The following is a 14,361-nucleotide window of genomic DNA, read 5'->3' as shown; positions in this document are numbered from 1 at the left end:
GGTCGGATACGCCCGGCGCCGCTCGGCCCGCTCAGCTCAGCTCGGCCGGAGGCGTCCGGTCGCGGTCGACCTTCTCCGTGCGCTCCAGCTCGCCCCAGACGATGTACCGGTAGTCGGAGGTGTACATCGGGGTGCAGGTGGTCAGCGTGATGAACCGGCCCGGCTTGGTCTTCCCCGATTCCTTCGGGACGGGCTGGAGGACGTCCACGTTGTACTTCGTGGTCTCCGGCAGGGTCTTGTAGACCTTGTAGACGTACCAGGTGTCCTTCGACTCGAAGACGATCGAGTCCCCGGTCTTCAACTTGTGGATGTTGTGGAATTTGGCCCCGTGGCCGTCCCGGTGCGCGGCGAGGGTGAAGTTGCCCTGCTTGTCCTGCGGGAGCGCGGACTTGATCGGGTCGGTGTAGTAGCCGGCGACGCCGTTGTTGAGGACGCCGCTGCCCGTGCCCTGCTTGACCAGGACCTCGCCGTTGTTCATCGCCGGCACGTGCAGGAAGCCGATGCCGTCCTTCGTGTCGAGCGCGCCGGGGCCGTCGGCCCAGCGGTCGCGGACCTGCGCGCCGTCCTGGTCGGCGGCGCGGTCGGCGAGGACGTTCGTCCACCACAGCGAGTAGACGACGAAGAGGCCGAGCACCAGGCCCGCCGTGATGAGGAGTTCGCCGAAGAGGCTGATGATCCCGGCGATCCGATTACGCACGCGTGCCACTAGGTCGTCCCGTCCGGAGGTTGTGGGGTCTCAGCCTACGAGCGCCTGAGGCTTTCCCTTGCTGCGCGGGCGCTCCTCGACCAGCCTGCCCCACACGATCATGCGGTACGTGCTGGTGAACTCGGGCGTGCAGGTGGTCAGGGTGATGTACCGTCCGGGCTCGGTGAACCCCGAGCCCTTGGGCACCGGATCGATCACGGAGACGTTCGAGGGCGCGGTCTGCGGCAGGATGCTCGCCATCTCGTACGTGTAGTACGTGCTCCGCGTCTCGACGACGATCGGGTCGCCGGGCTTCAACTGGTTGATGTACCGGAACGGCTCGCCGTGCGTGTTCCGGTGGCCCGCGACCGCGAAGTTGCCCTGTTTGTCGGACGGCATGGCCGTCTTCAGCCTGCCCTCGGCGTAGTGGCCGGCCATGCCCTTGTCGAGGACCTTGGCCTTGCTGATGCCCTCGGCGACGGGGACGACGACGTCCAGCTTGGGGATGTACATGATGGCGAAGCCCTCGCCGGGCTCGAAGGCCTCCGGCTTGGCGTCGTCGCCCTTGGCCCAGGTGTCCTCGATCTGCTCCTTGGCCCGGTCGGTCTCCTGACCGGCGAGGACGTTCGTCCACCAGAGCTGGTAGGTGACGAAGAGCAGCATGACGACGCCGAAGGTGATGAAGAGTTCCCCGACGGCCCGGCTCGCGACGACACCGACGCTGTCCTTCGCGGCACGGGCCGCGCGCCGGGCCTCGACGCGGGAGAGGGGCCGCCCCTCGGGTGCGGAGGGCCCGGAGTTCGCGGGGGCGCCGCTCCGGCTCCTGCCCCGGCCACCCTTGGCGGCCCGGCGGCGCTCGGCGCGACCGGGCCCGGGGAGGGTCTCCACGGCCCGTAGGGGCATCGTCTCGCCCGGGGAGGTCCGCGGGGGTTCCTTCACCTCGTCCGGCTCGTACGGGGCGACGTAGGGGCTCTCCTGGACATGCTCGTAGGAGGAGGGTTCCTCATACGAGTACGGCTCGGGGGCCGTGTACGACTCGTCCGGTACGTAGGCCTCGGCGGGCGCGTAAGGCTGCGCGGGGGCGTACGGCTGCGCTGGGGCGTACGGGCCGGCTTCGGGCGCGTACGGGTCCGCGGGGGGCGCGTACGGGGCGGTGTCCGCGTGCGGATCGGCGGGGGCGTACGGCGCCGCGGGTATCGGCTCCGGTCCCGGTTCGTTCGTCGCCCGGAACCACGGAGAGCCCGTCGTCACGCGACGGCCTTGCCCACCACCGGCGCGAGCCCCGCCGACCGTGCGACCGCCTCCTTGTCGCCGCACTGCTCCAGCCAGTTGGCGAGCATCAGGTGCCCGTGCTCGGTGAGGACCGACTCGGGGTGGAACTGGACTCCCTCGACGGGCAGTTCGCGGTGGCGAAGGCCCATGATGATGCCGTCCGCGGTCCGCGCGGTGACCTCGAGCTCGGCCGGGAGCGCGGCGGGCTCGGCGGCCAGCGAGTGGTAACGGGTCGCGGTGAACGGCGAGGGCAGGCCCGCGAAGACGCCCTGGCCCTCGTGCGTGACGAGGGAGGTCTTGCCGTGCAGCAGCTCGGGCGCGCGGTCGACGACCCCGCCGTACGCCACGGCCATGGACTGCATGCCGAGGCAGACCCCGAAGACGGGCACGCCGGTGGACGCGCAGTGCCGGACCATGTCGACGCAGACTCCGGCCTGTTCGGGCGCGCCGGGTCCGGGCGAGAGCAGCACGCCGTCGAAGCCGTCCTGGGCGTGGCTCAGCTCGACCTCGTCGTTGCGGAGGACTTCGCACTCGGCGCCGAGCTGGTAGAGGTACTGAACGAGGTTGAAGACGAAGCTGTCGTAGTTGTCGACGACGAGAATGCGCGCGTTCACTGGCCGTCCACCGTCACATCGTTGAACGGAAGCAGAGGCTCCGCCCAGGGGAACACGTACTGGAAGAGGACGTAGACGACCGCGAGGACCAGCACGGTCGAGAGCAGCGCCCGCACCCACGCGTTGCCCGGCAGATGCCGCCAGATCCAGCCGTACATGACGTCGACCGCCCCTTCTGTTCGTTACGGGGTCCAGAGTACGGGGCGAGGGGGGCGTGAGGGGTCAGCTGTCCAAAGCCTGTGGACGACCGTCGGCGACCGGCCGGGTGGCGTCGAGGTGGGCCCAGACCACCAGTCGGTGGCTGCTGCCCCACTCGGGCTCGCAGGTGGTGAGAGTGAGGTAGCGGCCGGGCCCGTCGAAGCCCGACTTACCGGGGACGGGGTCGATGACGCCGATGTCGCTGGGGACGGTCCGGTACGGCGCGCGGCCGATCCGGTACGTGAACCAGGTCGTCCCGTCGGTGAGGACGACGGCGTCGCCCTCGCGGAGCCGGGGGAAGTCCTTGAAGGGGTCTCCGTGCGTGCGGCGGTGTCCGGCGACGGCGAAGTTGCCGGTCTCGCCGAGCCGGGCGGTGCCGGCGTAGTGGCCGAGCCCCTTCTTCAGGGTGCCGGCCCCGGTGCCCTGGAGGACGGGCCACTCCCAGTCCTTGCCGAGGCGGGGGACGTACATGACGGCGATCCCCCTGCCGGGGGCGTACGGCGGCCGCACGCGCGCGGGGCCGGGCGCGGCCGCGACGGGCGTGCTCGCCCACTCGCGCTGGAGGGTGTCGATCTGGGCGGCGCCGGCGATGTCGGCCTGGACTCCGGTCCAGTACAGGACGTACACGACGAAGAGGACGATCAGGGTGCCGACGGTCAGACACAGCTCGCTGAAGGTCCTCACGACGAGACGCAAGCGGCCCTCCCGCTCTTCCCGCTGTCAGCTCACCGGCTTCGCGTAGTGGAGGTCCACTGTGCCCGAGTACCCGGGAAGAGTCACCGCCCTGTGCTCGTCGACTTTCCAGCCCAGCCCGTACGCCTTCACGTACAGCTGGTAGTTCTGGATCGCCGGGGAGCCCGAGAGCGCCTTGCTCAGCTTCCCCCGGTCGCCGACCGCCGTGATCTTGTACGGGGGCGAGTAGACGCGGCCCTGGAGGATCAGGGTGTTGCCGACACAGCGCACGGCGCTGGTCGAGATGAGCCTCTGGTCCATGACCCGGATGCCCTCGGCGCCGCCCTGCCACAGGGCGTTCACGACGGCCTGGAGATCCTGCTGGTGGATGACGAGGTCGTTGGCCTGCGGCTCGGGGTAGCCGGGGGCCGCCTGGGCGTTCGGCGGGGCATCATTGAGAGTGACGGTCAGACCGGAGCCGGAGACCTCGGTGGTGCCCGCCGCGGCCTCCAGCGCGTCGAGTCGCTCGTCCTCCGCGCGCGTGGACCCGTCGTCGCGGGCGGCGAGGGTGTCGACCTGGGAACGGAGGGCGGAGGTCGAGTCGTCGAGGCCCGCGTTCTTGTGGCTGCGCTGCTCGATGAGGTCGGAGAGCCGCAGGAGAGAGGCGTCGGTGCGGATGTTGGTGCCCTTGGCGGTGTTGAAGCTGGTGACGAAAATCAGTCCGGCCAGGGCGAAAACGGCAAGCGTGAGCACCCGGACGGGGCGCCACCTCGCGGTGCGGCCCGGCCCTTCGGGAGTGCCGACGGAATTGCTCAACGTACCCTGATCCCCTTCGGTGCCGCGGAACCACTACGCTAACGGACGCCTGGGGGACGCAGTCGTCCTCCTTCGTCACATCCCGGCGCCAGCCACAGTTCCCTGCGCGGTCACGCAGCGCATCGACAGGAGAGTCCCTCGTGCCGAAGTCACGGATCCGCAAGAAGGCCGACTTCACGCCCCCGCCCGCGAAGCAGGCCACCACGATCAAGCTGACCAATCACAGCTGGGTGGCGCCTGTGATGCTGGCGTTGTTCGCCATCGGTCTGGTGTGGATCGTGGTCTTCTACGTCACCGATGGATCGATGCCGATCGAGTCGATCCGGAACTGGAACATCGTGGTGGGCTTCGGCTTCATCGCGGCCGGATTCGGTGTCTCCACACAGTGGAAGTAGCGGCGATCTAGCGTCCGCACCGGCCGCTCGTCAAGCTCTCCCCTGAACTTATCCACAGCGTTGTGCACAGCACTGGATAACTTACGAAGATCTGTGGATAACTCGCACGAGGTTGACGCCGGTATGACCGGAATCACCCTCGCCGGAGACCAGAACGCCCCTCACCTCCCTGGAGAAACACCAGGTCAGAGGTGGGGGGCGCGGCCTTTCCCCATAGAGTGGCCCTACTTCGCCACACACTGTGGATAACTCTGGGGAAAGCTCACCAGGAAGCTCTTCCACAGCCCTGTGCGCTCAGGTGAGCGCTGCCGAGCGGGCCAGTACGACCCCCAGATCGATCAGGAGCACCAGTCCACAGGCCCCGTACTGCACGAGGTCCCGGCGGGCCCGGGGCGCGTGCACCAGGGCGTACGTCACCAGGGCGCCCGCGACCAGTCCACCGACGTGGGCCTCCCAGGAGATCCCCGGACGGGTGAACGTCAGAAGCAGCGACAGGGCGACGAAGAGGACCACCGGCCGCATGTCGTGCCGGCGCCTGCGGGCCAGCACCACCCACGCGCCGATGAGCCCGTAGACGACGCCCGAGGCGCCGAGGGAGGGCTGGTTGGGCTCGGCGACGGCGTAGGCGAGAGCGGAGCCGGAGAGACCGGAGAGAAGGCAGAGGAGCGCGAACCGGATCCTGCCCAGCTCGGGTTCGACGATCCCGCCGATCACCCACAGGCCGAGCACGTTGAAGAGGATGTGCCAGACCTCCTGGTGGAGCACGGTGGAGGTCAGGAGCCGGTACCACTCGCCGTCCGCGACGCCCACGATCTCGCCGAGCGCCGGGCTGAAGGCGTAGCCGATGAGCACGAGCTCGTCGACGAGCCGGTCGCCGAACACCAGGACGGCCAGGTAGACCGCGAGGTTGATCCCGATCAGGATCTTGGTGACGAAACGGTCGTCCGCCGCCACCCGGCCGCCCGCGAGCGTCCTCGGCTGGTTGGCGTCGGCGGCGTGTCCGGTCCCCGAGCCGTTCCGTACACAGTCGGGGCACTGGAAGCCCACCGACGCGGAGACCATGCACTGCGGGCAGATCGGCTTCTCGCAGCGGGTACAGCGGATGCCGGTCTCGACCTCGGGATGGCGGTAACAGCGCGGCACGCCGGAGTGCGGTTCCCCGGAAGGTCGCGGGTCCATGAGAGGTACCGTTCCTTCCGCCTCAGCGCTTCTCGATCACCACGGACTCGACGACCACGTCCTGGAGCGGACGCTCGGTGTGCGGGTCGGTCGCGGTGGCCGCGATCGCGTCCACGACCTTCCGGCTCTCCTTGTCCACGACCTCGCCGAAGATCGTGTGCTTGCGGTTCAGCCAGGTGGCGGGGGCGACCGTGACGAAGAACTGCGAACCGTTGGTGCCCGGTCCCGCGTTGGCCATCGCCAGCAGGTACGGACGGTCGAAGAAGAGCTCCGGGTGGAACTCGTCGGCGAACTCGTAGCCGGGGCCGCCCGTGCCGTTCCCCAGCGGGTCGCCACCCTGGATCATGAATCCCTTGATGACCCGGTGGAGGACCGTGCCGTCGTAGAGCGGGTCCGTCGAGACCGTCCCGGTCGCGGGGTGCGTCCACTCGCGCTCACCACCGGCGAGCTCGACGAAGTTCCGGACCGTCTTCGGGGCGTGGAACGGCATCAGCCGCACCTCGATGTCGCCCAGGCTCGTCTTGAGGATCGCGTACAACTGCTCGGCCACGGTCGCCTTCCGTCCACGTCATGTCGCGTCATGTCACGTCTGTCTCTGGCGTGTCCGATCCTCGCATGCCCCGGATGCCCGCCCCACATGCCGGACTTCGATCCGGCGGGCATGATTTCGAAAAGGATGGAAAGGCGAAATCCCAACATCGTCGCCACCGAGGAGGAGGAATCCCGTGACCCGCATGGACAGCGTGCGCGCCGCCACAGGTTCGGCGAAGGAGAGCGTCCTGCACGCCGCGGAAGTGGTGGCGCCGTACGCCGGCACGGCCAAGGACCAGGCGTCGCACTACGCGCTCGAGGCGCGTGACCTGCTCGCTCCGAAGGTTTCCAAGGCCGCTCAGCAAGCACGGGCGCAGGCTCGTGTGCAGTACGACTCGTACGTCGCACCGCACGTACCGCCGCGGGTCGACGCGGCCGCACACCGTGCGGCGGTCAAGACCCGCCGGGCCGCCCGTCAGGCGGCCGAGTACACCGTTCCGCGCGTCGAGCAGGCGGTCGCCGCGACCGGTCCCGTCATCGACGAGGCGGGGGCGCGTTCCACCGCCGCCTGGGCCGCGCTGCGCGGTCAGGTGACGCCGAAGGACATTCGGAAGATCGTGAAGAAGCATGAGCGCCGGGCCAGGGCCGGACGCCTCGCCAAGGGCCTGTTGGTCCTGGGCGTTCTCGCCGGCGGCGCGTACGCCGCCTGGAAGTGGTGGGACAAGCAGGCCAATCCCGACTGGCTGGTCGAGCCGCCCGCTCCCACCGAGGTGGACGAGGGCGCCGTACTGACGTCTGTCGACGACAGGGAGGCTCCGCTCGACCCGGAGGTGGAGGCCAAGGAGACCGAGGCCGAAGCCGCGGCCGCAGCCGCAGAGGCCGCCGAACGCGACAAGCGCCGCTGATTGACCGGGGTACCGCTGGGTCCTGCCGGGTCCTGCTGAGCTCTCCACGGGGTTCCGCGGGGTAGCTGGGGTTCTGCCGAGCCCTACAGGGTTCCTGCTGGGTCCTGATGAGCTCTGTTCGGCCTTGCTGAGATCTGCTGGGTCTAGCCGGGGTCCTACGTGGTCCTGCCGGGGTCCTGCTGAGTCCCGCGGGTTCTGTCGAGCCCTGCTGAACCCTGCGGATTCCCGCCGGGGTCGTGCCGGTCGTGCTGGTCTTACGAGTCGTGCCGGCCCTGCTGATCTTGCTGGTCCTACGGGAGTTCTCCGGGTCCTGCGCAGTCCCGCTGGGGTCCTGCCGGTCCTCCGGCTCTTCTGGGCAAGCGTCCTGCGAAGGTGCGGGGAGTGCGCGTCGGCGTCTCCCCGCACCTACGCGGCCGAGGTGAGCGCCAGCTCCGTCAGCGCGGTCGGCTCGTCGCTCTCGGCCACGGCGGTGGCGCCGGTCGTGGAACGGTTCCGGGAGGCGGGGGAGGAACCGTGCGCCTCGGCGGCGATGCGCTGCTTGATGGTGGGCGGCAGGGAGCGGTCCCCGGCGAGCGGCCACCGATGGGCCCGCTGGGCCGGTACGGAGGCGAGTGCGGTGCGATCCGCGGCGGCGCGGACGGTGGCGGCGGCGGGGCCGACCGGCTCCTCGGGCTGCTGTACGGCCGGCGGCTGGGCCGCGGCGGCGGTGCCCGCCAGGCCGACGGAGGCGAGCAGGGCGAAGAGGACGGAGATGAAGGCGGTCCAGAACTGCTTGACCTTGGCGGTGGCCATGGCCCCTCGCTTTCGTGACGTTCTCGGATGGTTCATTTCGGTTTGCGCGCTTTACGTACTTTCCTCATGATGTGGATGCGCGCCCGATTTCCACGGACCGCCGCTGTCGCCGCGCAGTTCTTCCGATGAACACCACCCGTCCGGACCAGTGGTCACTCCGGAGCGGAGAGTTCCAGGCCTGCGGGAACGGCCTTGAAGGCCCGTTCGACGCCCTGGAGCAGGGTGCGGAGCCCGCCACGGCCGCCGGAGTCGATCCAGGCGCGAGCGGCGATGTTCCAGCCGGTGCCGGTGAGTTCCGCGAGGACCTGGGGCCTGAGGTCGCCCGCGGGCAGCCCGAGCCCGGTGGCCAGCAGGTCACCGATCCGCCGCTCGGCCTCGGCACGGTGGTGCGCCACGTGCGCGAGCAATGCCGGCTCCTTGAGCACCAGCCGCCGGGTGGCGGCATAGCGATCCGCCCAGTCCGCCCCGAGACCGGAGAGGACGCCGCACAGGATGTCCTGGAGCTCCACGAGGACGGGTCCGGACATCGCGCGCCCCTCCAGCGCCGCGACGAAGGACGACCACAGCTCGACCTCGGCCTCGATGGCCGCCGCCTCCTTGGCCGGGAAGGTGCGGAAGAAGGTGCTCTTCGACACCTCCACCTCGTCGACCAGGTCCTCCACCGTGGTCGCGTCGAGGCCCCGCTCGGCGAACATGCGCAGCGCGGTGGCGGCCAGCGCCCGCCGGGTGCGCAGCTTCTTCCGCTCCCGGAGCGGCAGCGAACGGTCATCGGGCGGGGTGGGGGAGACCATGACCGTCACCCTAGCCAGGCGGACTCCGAGTCCCCCTGGTCGACGAGGTCGGGTGTCCATGCCGACCGATCGCGTTCAAGAGGACTGCATGTGAAGGCGGTTGTACGGGGACCGCTGTAGCGGCGACGTTGATGCCGGCGCTGACGGGCTGTGACGACGGAGCCGGCCCGGCGGGAAGCGGGAAGGCGACCGCTTCCGGCCCTGAGGAGAAGCCGCAGGAGCCGACGAAGGCCGTCGAGGTCTGGGTGGACGCGACGGGGTTGTACGACGCGCTCCCGACCGAGGCGAGCGTGGGCGAGATACCCGTCGGCGCCTGTCGTGGCCCAGGAGCGCCCAGGAGGATCAGGCGCTCGGAGCCTGCTCCGAGGAGACCGGGTCGCCGTGTACCGGCGTCCAGGCCGTCGGCCACCAGGAGCGCGTCACGAAGGTCCAGATCGCCCGGATGAGGGCCGTCGCGGCGGGCAGGAGCCCGGACCTCTGATCCCGGCCCCGCCCTCCCCGTACACGCAGAACACCCCCTTTGAACTGCGTTTCCGCAGTTCAAAGGGGGTGCTTGACGTGGAGCCTAGGGGAGTCGAACCCCTGACATCTGCCATGCAAAGACAGCGCTCTACCAACTGAGCTAAGGCCCCGGAACGAGGACAGCGTACCGGGTCACCCCCCATGTCCGGCAAAAGGATTGGGACTCCCGGTCGGCGACCACTCTCCGTAAGATGCTGATCGAGGTTCGCAGTGGCGAACCGCAGGGATGGGGAGAAGTAATGGACGCAGCGCAGCAGGAAGCCACGGCCAGAGCCAGAGAGCTTCAGCGCAGTTGGTACGGAGAGCCGCTGGGGGCGCTCTTCCGTCGGCTGATCGACGATCTCGGACTCAATCAGGCTCGGCTCGCGGCCGTGCTGGGACTGTCCGCGCCCATGCTGTCCCAGCTGATGAGCGGCCAGCGCGCCAAGATCGGGAACCCGGCCGTCGTCCAGCGTGTCCAGGCACTTCAGGAGCTCGCCGTGCAGGTCGCCGACGGCAGCGTCAGCGCCGCCGAGGCCACCGACCGGATGGACGAGGTCAAGAAGTCGCAGGGCGGCTCCGTCCTCACCAGCACCGGTCAGGCCAGCGCCGGCTCCGGCGCTCCGACCGTCCGCCGGGTGGTCCGCGAGATCCAGTCGCTGCTGCGCTCCGTAGCCGCGGCGGGCGACATCATCGACGCCGCCGACTCTCTCGCCCCGGCCCACCCGGAACTGGCAGAGTTCCTCCGGGTGTACGGCGCCGGGCGCACCGCGGAGGCGGTCGCCCACTACGAGTCGCACCAGAACTGAATCGGTCGGCAGCCGGCCGGCATCGCTGGAAGACGAAGCAACGGGGAGCGGACACAGCACGATGGGTGAGGTCTTCGCTGGTCGGTACGAGCTGGTCGACCCGATCGGACGGGGCGGGGCGGGCGCCGTGTGGCGCGCCTGGGACCACCGTCGCCGCCGCTATGTGGCGGCCAAGGTGCTCCTGCAGAGCGACGCGCACACGCTGCTCCGCTTCGTCCGCGAGCAGGCGTTGCGGATCGACCATCCGCACGTCCTCGCCCCGGCCAGCTGGGCGGCCGACGACGACAAGGTCCTGTTCACCATGGACCTGGTCGCCGGCGGCTCCCTGGCCCATGTCATCGGCGACTACGGCCCGCTGCCGCCCCGTTTCGTCTGCGTCCTGCTCGACCAGCTGCTCTCGGGCCTGGCCACCGTGCACGCCGAGGGGGTCGTGCACCGGGACATCAAGCCCGCCAACATCCTCCTGGACGTCACCGGCACCGGGCGGCCTCACCTGCGGCTCTCCGACTTCGGCATCTCCATGCGCAAGGGCGAGCCGCGCCTCACCGAGACCAACTACGTCGTGGGGACGCCCGGGTATTTCGCACCCGAGCAGCTCCTCGGCGCCGAGCCGGACTTCACCGCGGACCTCTTCGCCGTCGGTCTGGTCGCCCTCTATCTGCTCCAGGGCCGCAAGCCGGACTCGCAGGCCCTGGTCGGGCACTTCCTCGCGCACGGCACTCCCGGCGCCCCCGAGGGCATTCCGGAGCCTCTGTGGCAGGTGCTCGCCGGGCTACTCCAGCCCGATCCGCAGGCCCGCTTCCGGACGGCCACCGGAGCCCGCAAGGCGCTGAGCGCCGCCGTCGAGATGCTTCCCGAACCGCGTCCCGACGAGGAGCCTGTCGAGATCTTCGACCAACTGGGCCCTCTGCCGTCCGGATTCGGCCCCCAGGGCCCGACCGGCCTCGCCGACACCGCTGCCCCCACCAGCCCTGCCGGCCCCACCGGTCACACGGACCCAGCCGCAACCGCAGCAGCCGCCCAGGGCGCCTCCACGAGCCCCTCCCGGGCCGCCGGCCCCGGCTCCGTACCCACGTCCTCCCCCACGCCCGTACCACCACAGCAGCAGCCCCCACAGCCGCAGCACCAGCCCCAGCACCCGGCCGCCCCCCACGTCGCCCCCGTCCCGGCGCCCGCACCACTGCCCGGGCCCTCCGAGACGGGCAGCTTCCACCTGCCCCCGCCGGTCGCGCACCCGACCCCCTCCTTCGGACAGGCACCCACCGCCGCGGCGCCGTACGAACAACCCCCTACTCATCCATACACCGCTCGACCCGTTCAGGTTCCCGCACAGCACGCACCGCCCCTGCCCGCTCCCGCGACGCCGTCCGCCCCCGTACGCCGACCGGGACCGCCCCCGAAGGTGGCGATCCCGGTCGTCCTGCTCGCGCTGCTCTGCTTCGCGGTCGGTTTCTGGGCCCTCGCCCAGACCTGAGCCCAAACCTGAGCCCAGACCCAGTCCCAGACCTGGTCCCAGACCCAGACCCAGACCCAGTCCCAGACCTGAGCCCCGCACCAGGGACGGCGATCCCGCACCGGGGACCTCAGCCCGCACCGACCGCCCCGCACCCCCAGCGGCTGCCTACCCGGCCCTTCGGCGCGCCACCAGCGTCCACGCGCCGAGTCCCAGCAGCAGCACCGTGCCGCTGCCGATGCCCGCCGCCGCGACGACGCGCATGGAGTCGCCGCTCGCCGCCGCCCCCGCCCCGGCGGCGCCGTTCGCCGCCGCCTCCTTGTCGTCGGCGGTCACCTGGAACGGCCCGGGGTCGCCGTCGTACCCGGGCCCGGGCTTCGCACCGCCCCGCAGGGAGACCCGCAGGGTCAGCGGCACGGTCCCGTCCCCGTACTCCTCGGCCAGCGCCGGGCTGAGCGTGGCCGACAGGTAGTACCAGCCGGCGAAGCGCATCCCGCTGGTGGCCTCGTCGTACGAGGTGCGGTTCTCGTGGGCCACCGGCCGCAGCGCGTCGAGCGCCAGCGTCGACTGCTTTCCGTCGTAGCTGAGGGTCTTCTCGTCGACGTGCCCCAGCGCGGGGTTCTCGAGGGAGAGGATCAGGGCGTTGCCGATGTACTCGTCGCTCGCGGCGCTGCTGCCGAGTTCGGCGCTGGCGAAGAGCTGCTGCCCCCAGTCGACGGGCACCCGGTAGAAGAGCGTCTGCCCCGGCCGGATGTCGGACCGCCACTCGCCCTGCTCCAGCGAGGTGGCGTCATGGACGCCGGAGCCGCCCTGCCGCGGCTTCGGGCCGCCCGTGGGCGGAGCGGGCGTGCCGGAGGCCCAGGCCTCGGGGAGTTCGGTCGGTCCGGCCTTCTTCAGGACCGGCTCCGTGACGTATCGGATCTCCAGGCCCCAGTCGTCCGGGCTGGAGGTCGCCTTCCCCTCCCGCTCGACGAGTACGTAGTGGGCGCCCGCGCGCTGGCAGGTGGAGCTGTCGGCGTTGATGACGCGCCGGGCGTAGGCGGCGAGCGGCCTCGTGTACTCGGCCGAGGTGAAGTTCACCTGCTGGTAGCCGCACTCGGTGCCGGAGCCGTCCTGGAGGCTCACCTTGAAGCCGTCGCCGTACTCGACCTTGCCGCCGGTCCTGGGAACCGCGACCACGGAGACGTACGCGTTCCGCTTGTCGTCCAGGTCGACCCGGTAGTAGACCTTGCCGTCCTTCTTGAGCGTGTCGCGGTAGGTCTGCCCGGTGTTCAGCTGCGCCGCGTCGGAGCTCGAAGCGGCCCCCGCGACCTGCTGGGCCGCGCTGTCGAAGGTGTAGGGCGGGAAAGTGCTCCCCTCGGCCGCGGGCGCCTGCCCCGGCATGCCCGCGAGGGCCCGCCCCGGCACGCCCGCCAAGGCCTGCCCCCGCACGCCGGCTCGCGCCTGCCCCGGTACACCCGCCGAGGCGTGTCCCGGAACGCCCGCCACGGCCTGCCCCGGCGCCATCGCCAGCGCCTGTCCGGGCACCGTCGCCATCGCTCCCACCGCCGCGGCCGCCGTGAACAGGGCCCCCGCCCTCCGGCCGATGCCGGCCTGCGTCTTCACGCGCTCCTCCTCTTCGCTCAAGCAAGTCGACAATGTGCTCAGGCAAAGCGAAGCCCCGGCCCGCTCACGCGCGGCCGGGGCTTCACCCACTGACGGTCTTCGTCTCACACACCCGAACCTGCGGGCACGGAGTCGGTCGCCTCCGTCCACAGATCCTGCTCGGCGCGATCCGCCTGGATCTGGCGGTACACGAGGAGCCCGCCGATGGCGGCCAGTGCGACCAGGAGAAGCTTCTTCACCGCGCGACCTCGTCTTTCGTTGACGTAGGAGACTTCTGACGCCCACTCTACACATCGACCGATACCGATCGGTGACCTGTACGAGCTTCAAACCTCTCTTCGTCCCGGGAAACGAAAATCGACCCGGACGGAGGAACCGTCCGGGTCGATCGACACTGTGGGGCTAACAGGATTTGAACCTGTGGCCTCATCCTTATCAGGGATGCGCTCTAACCAACTGAGCTATAGCCCCGCCGCGCTCTGCGGTGTATGTCCCGCGCGCTGACTCCTGAACATTAGCGCACGTGGGGGCCAGTCCCAAAATCCGTTCCCGGACCGGCCCCGCGCGTCCTACTCGTCCTCGGCGAGCGTGAGCTCGACACCGCCCACGAAGCCGGCCGAGAGGTTGTAGATGAACGCGCCCAGCGTCGCCAGCGCGGTCATCAGGACCACGTCGATCACGGCGATCACCGAGGTGAACATCAGCACCCGCGGCAGCGAAAGGAACGACTGCAGGTCGAAGCCGTTGGACTCGTTGGAGCCCGTGGCCTCGCTGATCGTGCCGCCGACCGTCGAGAAGACGCCCATGGCGTCCATGACCATCCACAGCACCGCAGCGGCGACGATCGTGCAGATGCCCAGCGCGATGGAGAGCAGGAAGCTCACCTTCATCACCGACCACGGGTCGGCCTTGGCCACCCGCAGCCGCGCCTTGCGCGTACGGGGCGTCGTGCGGGCCCCCGTACGCGGCCGGCGCACGGCACCGGTCTGCCCGCCCGCAGTGCCGCCCGACGCCGGAGCGCCGTACGCCTGCGGCGGGTGGTAGGGCCCGCCCGGCTGCTGCGCACCCGTGCGCTCGCCGGGCAGCGGCCCGTTGTAGCTCTCGTACGAGGACTGCTGCCCTCGAGTGTCCGTCACCGCAACC

17 protein-coding genes and 2 tRNA genes are annotated in these 14,361 nt (G+C 70.3%); 4 read left to right on the top strand and 15 right to left on the bottom strand.

Translation table 11 applies throughout. The features are described 5' to 3' along the window. Positions 1-31: 31 nt before the first annotated feature. The 6 genes from ACRRSS_RS35625 to ACRRSS_RS35600 form a co-directional block, all read right to left on the bottom strand. Positions 32-706 (bottom strand): class E sortase, encoded by a 675-nt coding sequence (locus ACRRSS_RS35625; RefSeq protein WP_435975077.1) that lies wholly within the window; start codon positions 704-706, stop codon positions 32-34. 30 nt (positions 707-736) lie between these two features. Then, positions 737-1,936 carry a class E sortase gene (locus ACRRSS_RS35620; RefSeq protein WP_435975076.1) on the bottom strand — a complete coding sequence of 400 codons (1,200 nt, stop codon included), beginning with the start codon at positions 1,934-1,936 and terminating at the stop codon, positions 737-739. Next, positions 1,933-2,571 carry an aminodeoxychorismate/anthranilate synthase component II gene (locus tag ACRRSS_RS35615; protein WP_435975075.1) on the bottom strand — a complete coding sequence of 213 codons (639 nt, stop codon included), beginning with the start codon at positions 2,569-2,571 and terminating at the stop codon, positions 1,933-1,935. Before ACRRSS_RS35615 ends, ACRRSS_RS35620 begins: the two co-directional genes overlap by 4 nt. Next, positions 2,568-2,729 (bottom strand): hypothetical protein, encoded by a 162-nt coding sequence (locus ACRRSS_RS35610; protein WP_435975074.1) that lies wholly within the window; start codon positions 2,727-2,729, stop codon positions 2,568-2,570. Before ACRRSS_RS35610 ends, ACRRSS_RS35615 begins: the two co-directional genes overlap by 4 nt. Before the next feature lie 64 nt (positions 2,730-2,793). Continuing rightward, entirely contained in the window at positions 2,794-3,465 is a 672-nt protein-coding gene (locus ACRRSS_RS35605; protein ID WP_435975073.1) for a class E sortase, read from the bottom strand. Between the two features lie 24 nt (positions 3,466-3,489). After that, a complete protein-coding gene (locus tag ACRRSS_RS35600; RefSeq protein WP_435975072.1) occupies positions 3,490-4,257 on the bottom strand; it encodes a DUF881 domain-containing protein in 768 nt (255 codons plus the stop codon). Positions 4,258-4,397: 140 nt separating this feature from the next. Here ACRRSS_RS35600 and crgA point away from each other — a divergent pair, with 140 nt between their 5' ends. Continuing rightward, positions 4,398-4,652, top strand: a complete 255-nt coding sequence (gene crgA, locus ACRRSS_RS35595; protein ID WP_435975071.1) for a cell division protein CrgA — start codon at positions 4,398-4,400, stop codon at positions 4,650-4,652. A 294-nt stretch (positions 4,653-4,946) separates the two neighbouring features. Here crgA and ACRRSS_RS35590 read toward each other — a convergent pair whose 3' ends face one another. Both ACRRSS_RS35590 and ACRRSS_RS35585 read right to left on the bottom strand, forming a co-directional pair. After that, positions 4,947-5,831: a rhomboid family intramembrane serine protease gene (locus ACRRSS_RS35590; RefSeq protein ID WP_435975070.1), complete on the bottom strand. Its 885-nt coding sequence runs from the start codon at positions 5,829-5,831 to the stop codon at positions 4,947-4,949. A gap of 22 nt (positions 5,832-5,853) precedes the next feature. Continuing rightward, a complete protein-coding gene (locus ACRRSS_RS35585) occupies positions 5,854-6,381 on the bottom strand; it encodes a peptidylprolyl isomerase (protein WP_351894792.1) in 528 nt (175 codons plus the stop codon). Between the two features lie 175 nt (positions 6,382-6,556). Here ACRRSS_RS35585 and ACRRSS_RS35580 point away from each other — a divergent pair, with 175 nt between their 5' ends. Next, positions 6,557-7,267: a DUF5324 family protein gene (locus ACRRSS_RS35580; RefSeq protein WP_435975069.1), complete on the top strand. Its 711-nt coding sequence runs from the start codon at positions 6,557-6,559 to the stop codon at positions 7,265-7,267. 405 nt (positions 7,268-7,672) lie between these two features. Here ACRRSS_RS35580 and ACRRSS_RS35575 read toward each other — a convergent pair whose 3' ends face one another. From ACRRSS_RS35575 to ACRRSS_RS35565, 3 genes are all read right to left on the bottom strand, one after another. Next, complete coding sequence (locus ACRRSS_RS35575; protein WP_435975068.1) at positions 7,673-8,059, bottom strand: DUF6344 domain-containing protein; 387 nt, start codon at positions 8,057-8,059, stop codon at positions 7,673-7,675. A gap of 152 nt (positions 8,060-8,211) precedes the next feature. Next, entirely contained in the window at positions 8,212-8,850 is a 639-nt protein-coding gene (locus ACRRSS_RS35570) for a TetR family transcriptional regulator (RefSeq protein ID WP_435975067.1), read from the bottom strand. 559 nt (positions 8,851-9,409) lie between these two features. Next, a tRNA-Ala gene (locus tag ACRRSS_RS35565) sits at positions 9,410-9,482 on the bottom strand. Positions 9,483-9,611: 129 nt separating this feature from the next. On the opposite strand from ACRRSS_RS35565, the gene ACRRSS_RS35560 reads away from it, so the two are divergent. Both ACRRSS_RS35560 and ACRRSS_RS35555 read left to right on the top strand, forming a co-directional pair. Next, positions 9,612-10,160 (top strand): helix-turn-helix domain-containing protein, encoded by a 549-nt coding sequence (locus ACRRSS_RS35560; protein ID WP_435975066.1) that lies wholly within the window; start codon positions 9,612-9,614, stop codon positions 10,158-10,160. Between the two features lie 61 nt (positions 10,161-10,221). After that, a complete protein-coding gene (locus ACRRSS_RS35555; protein WP_435975065.1) occupies positions 10,222-11,634 on the top strand; it encodes a protein kinase domain-containing protein in 1,413 nt (470 codons plus the stop codon). A gap of 147 nt (positions 11,635-11,781) precedes the next feature. Here the strand turns inward: ACRRSS_RS35555 and ACRRSS_RS35550 are convergent, their stop codons facing one another. From ACRRSS_RS35550 to ACRRSS_RS35535, 4 genes are all read right to left on the bottom strand, one after another. Continuing rightward, the gene (locus ACRRSS_RS35550; protein ID WP_435975064.1) at positions 11,782-13,218 is read right to left on the bottom strand and encodes a hypothetical protein; all 1,437 of its coding nucleotides are present in this window, start codon (positions 13,216-13,218) and stop codon (positions 11,782-11,784) included. Between the two features lie 104 nt (positions 13,219-13,322). Continuing rightward, the gene (locus tag ACRRSS_RS35545) at positions 13,323-13,457 is read right to left on the bottom strand and encodes a DLW-39 family protein (protein WP_003958712.1); all 135 of its coding nucleotides are present in this window, start codon (positions 13,455-13,457) and stop codon (positions 13,323-13,325) included. Positions 13,458-13,615: 158 nt separating this feature from the next. Continuing rightward, positions 13,616-13,689, bottom strand: a tRNA-Ile gene (locus tag ACRRSS_RS35540). A gap of 98 nt (positions 13,690-13,787) precedes the next feature. Continuing rightward, on the bottom strand, positions 13,788-14,354 hold the full coding sequence (locus ACRRSS_RS35535; protein WP_351894772.1) for a DUF3566 domain-containing protein: 567 nt from the start codon (positions 14,352-14,354) through the stop codon (positions 13,788-13,790). Positions 14,355-14,361 lie beyond the last annotated feature (7 nt).

The sequence above is a fragment of the Streptomyces sp. Qhu_M48 genome (assembly GCF_051305195.1).
Lineage (GTDB): Bacteria > Actinomycetota > Actinomycetes > Streptomycetales > Streptomycetaceae > Streptomyces.
Note: the sequence above shows the minus strand (reverse complement) of the source record. Positions and strands in the feature narration are given on the sequence as shown.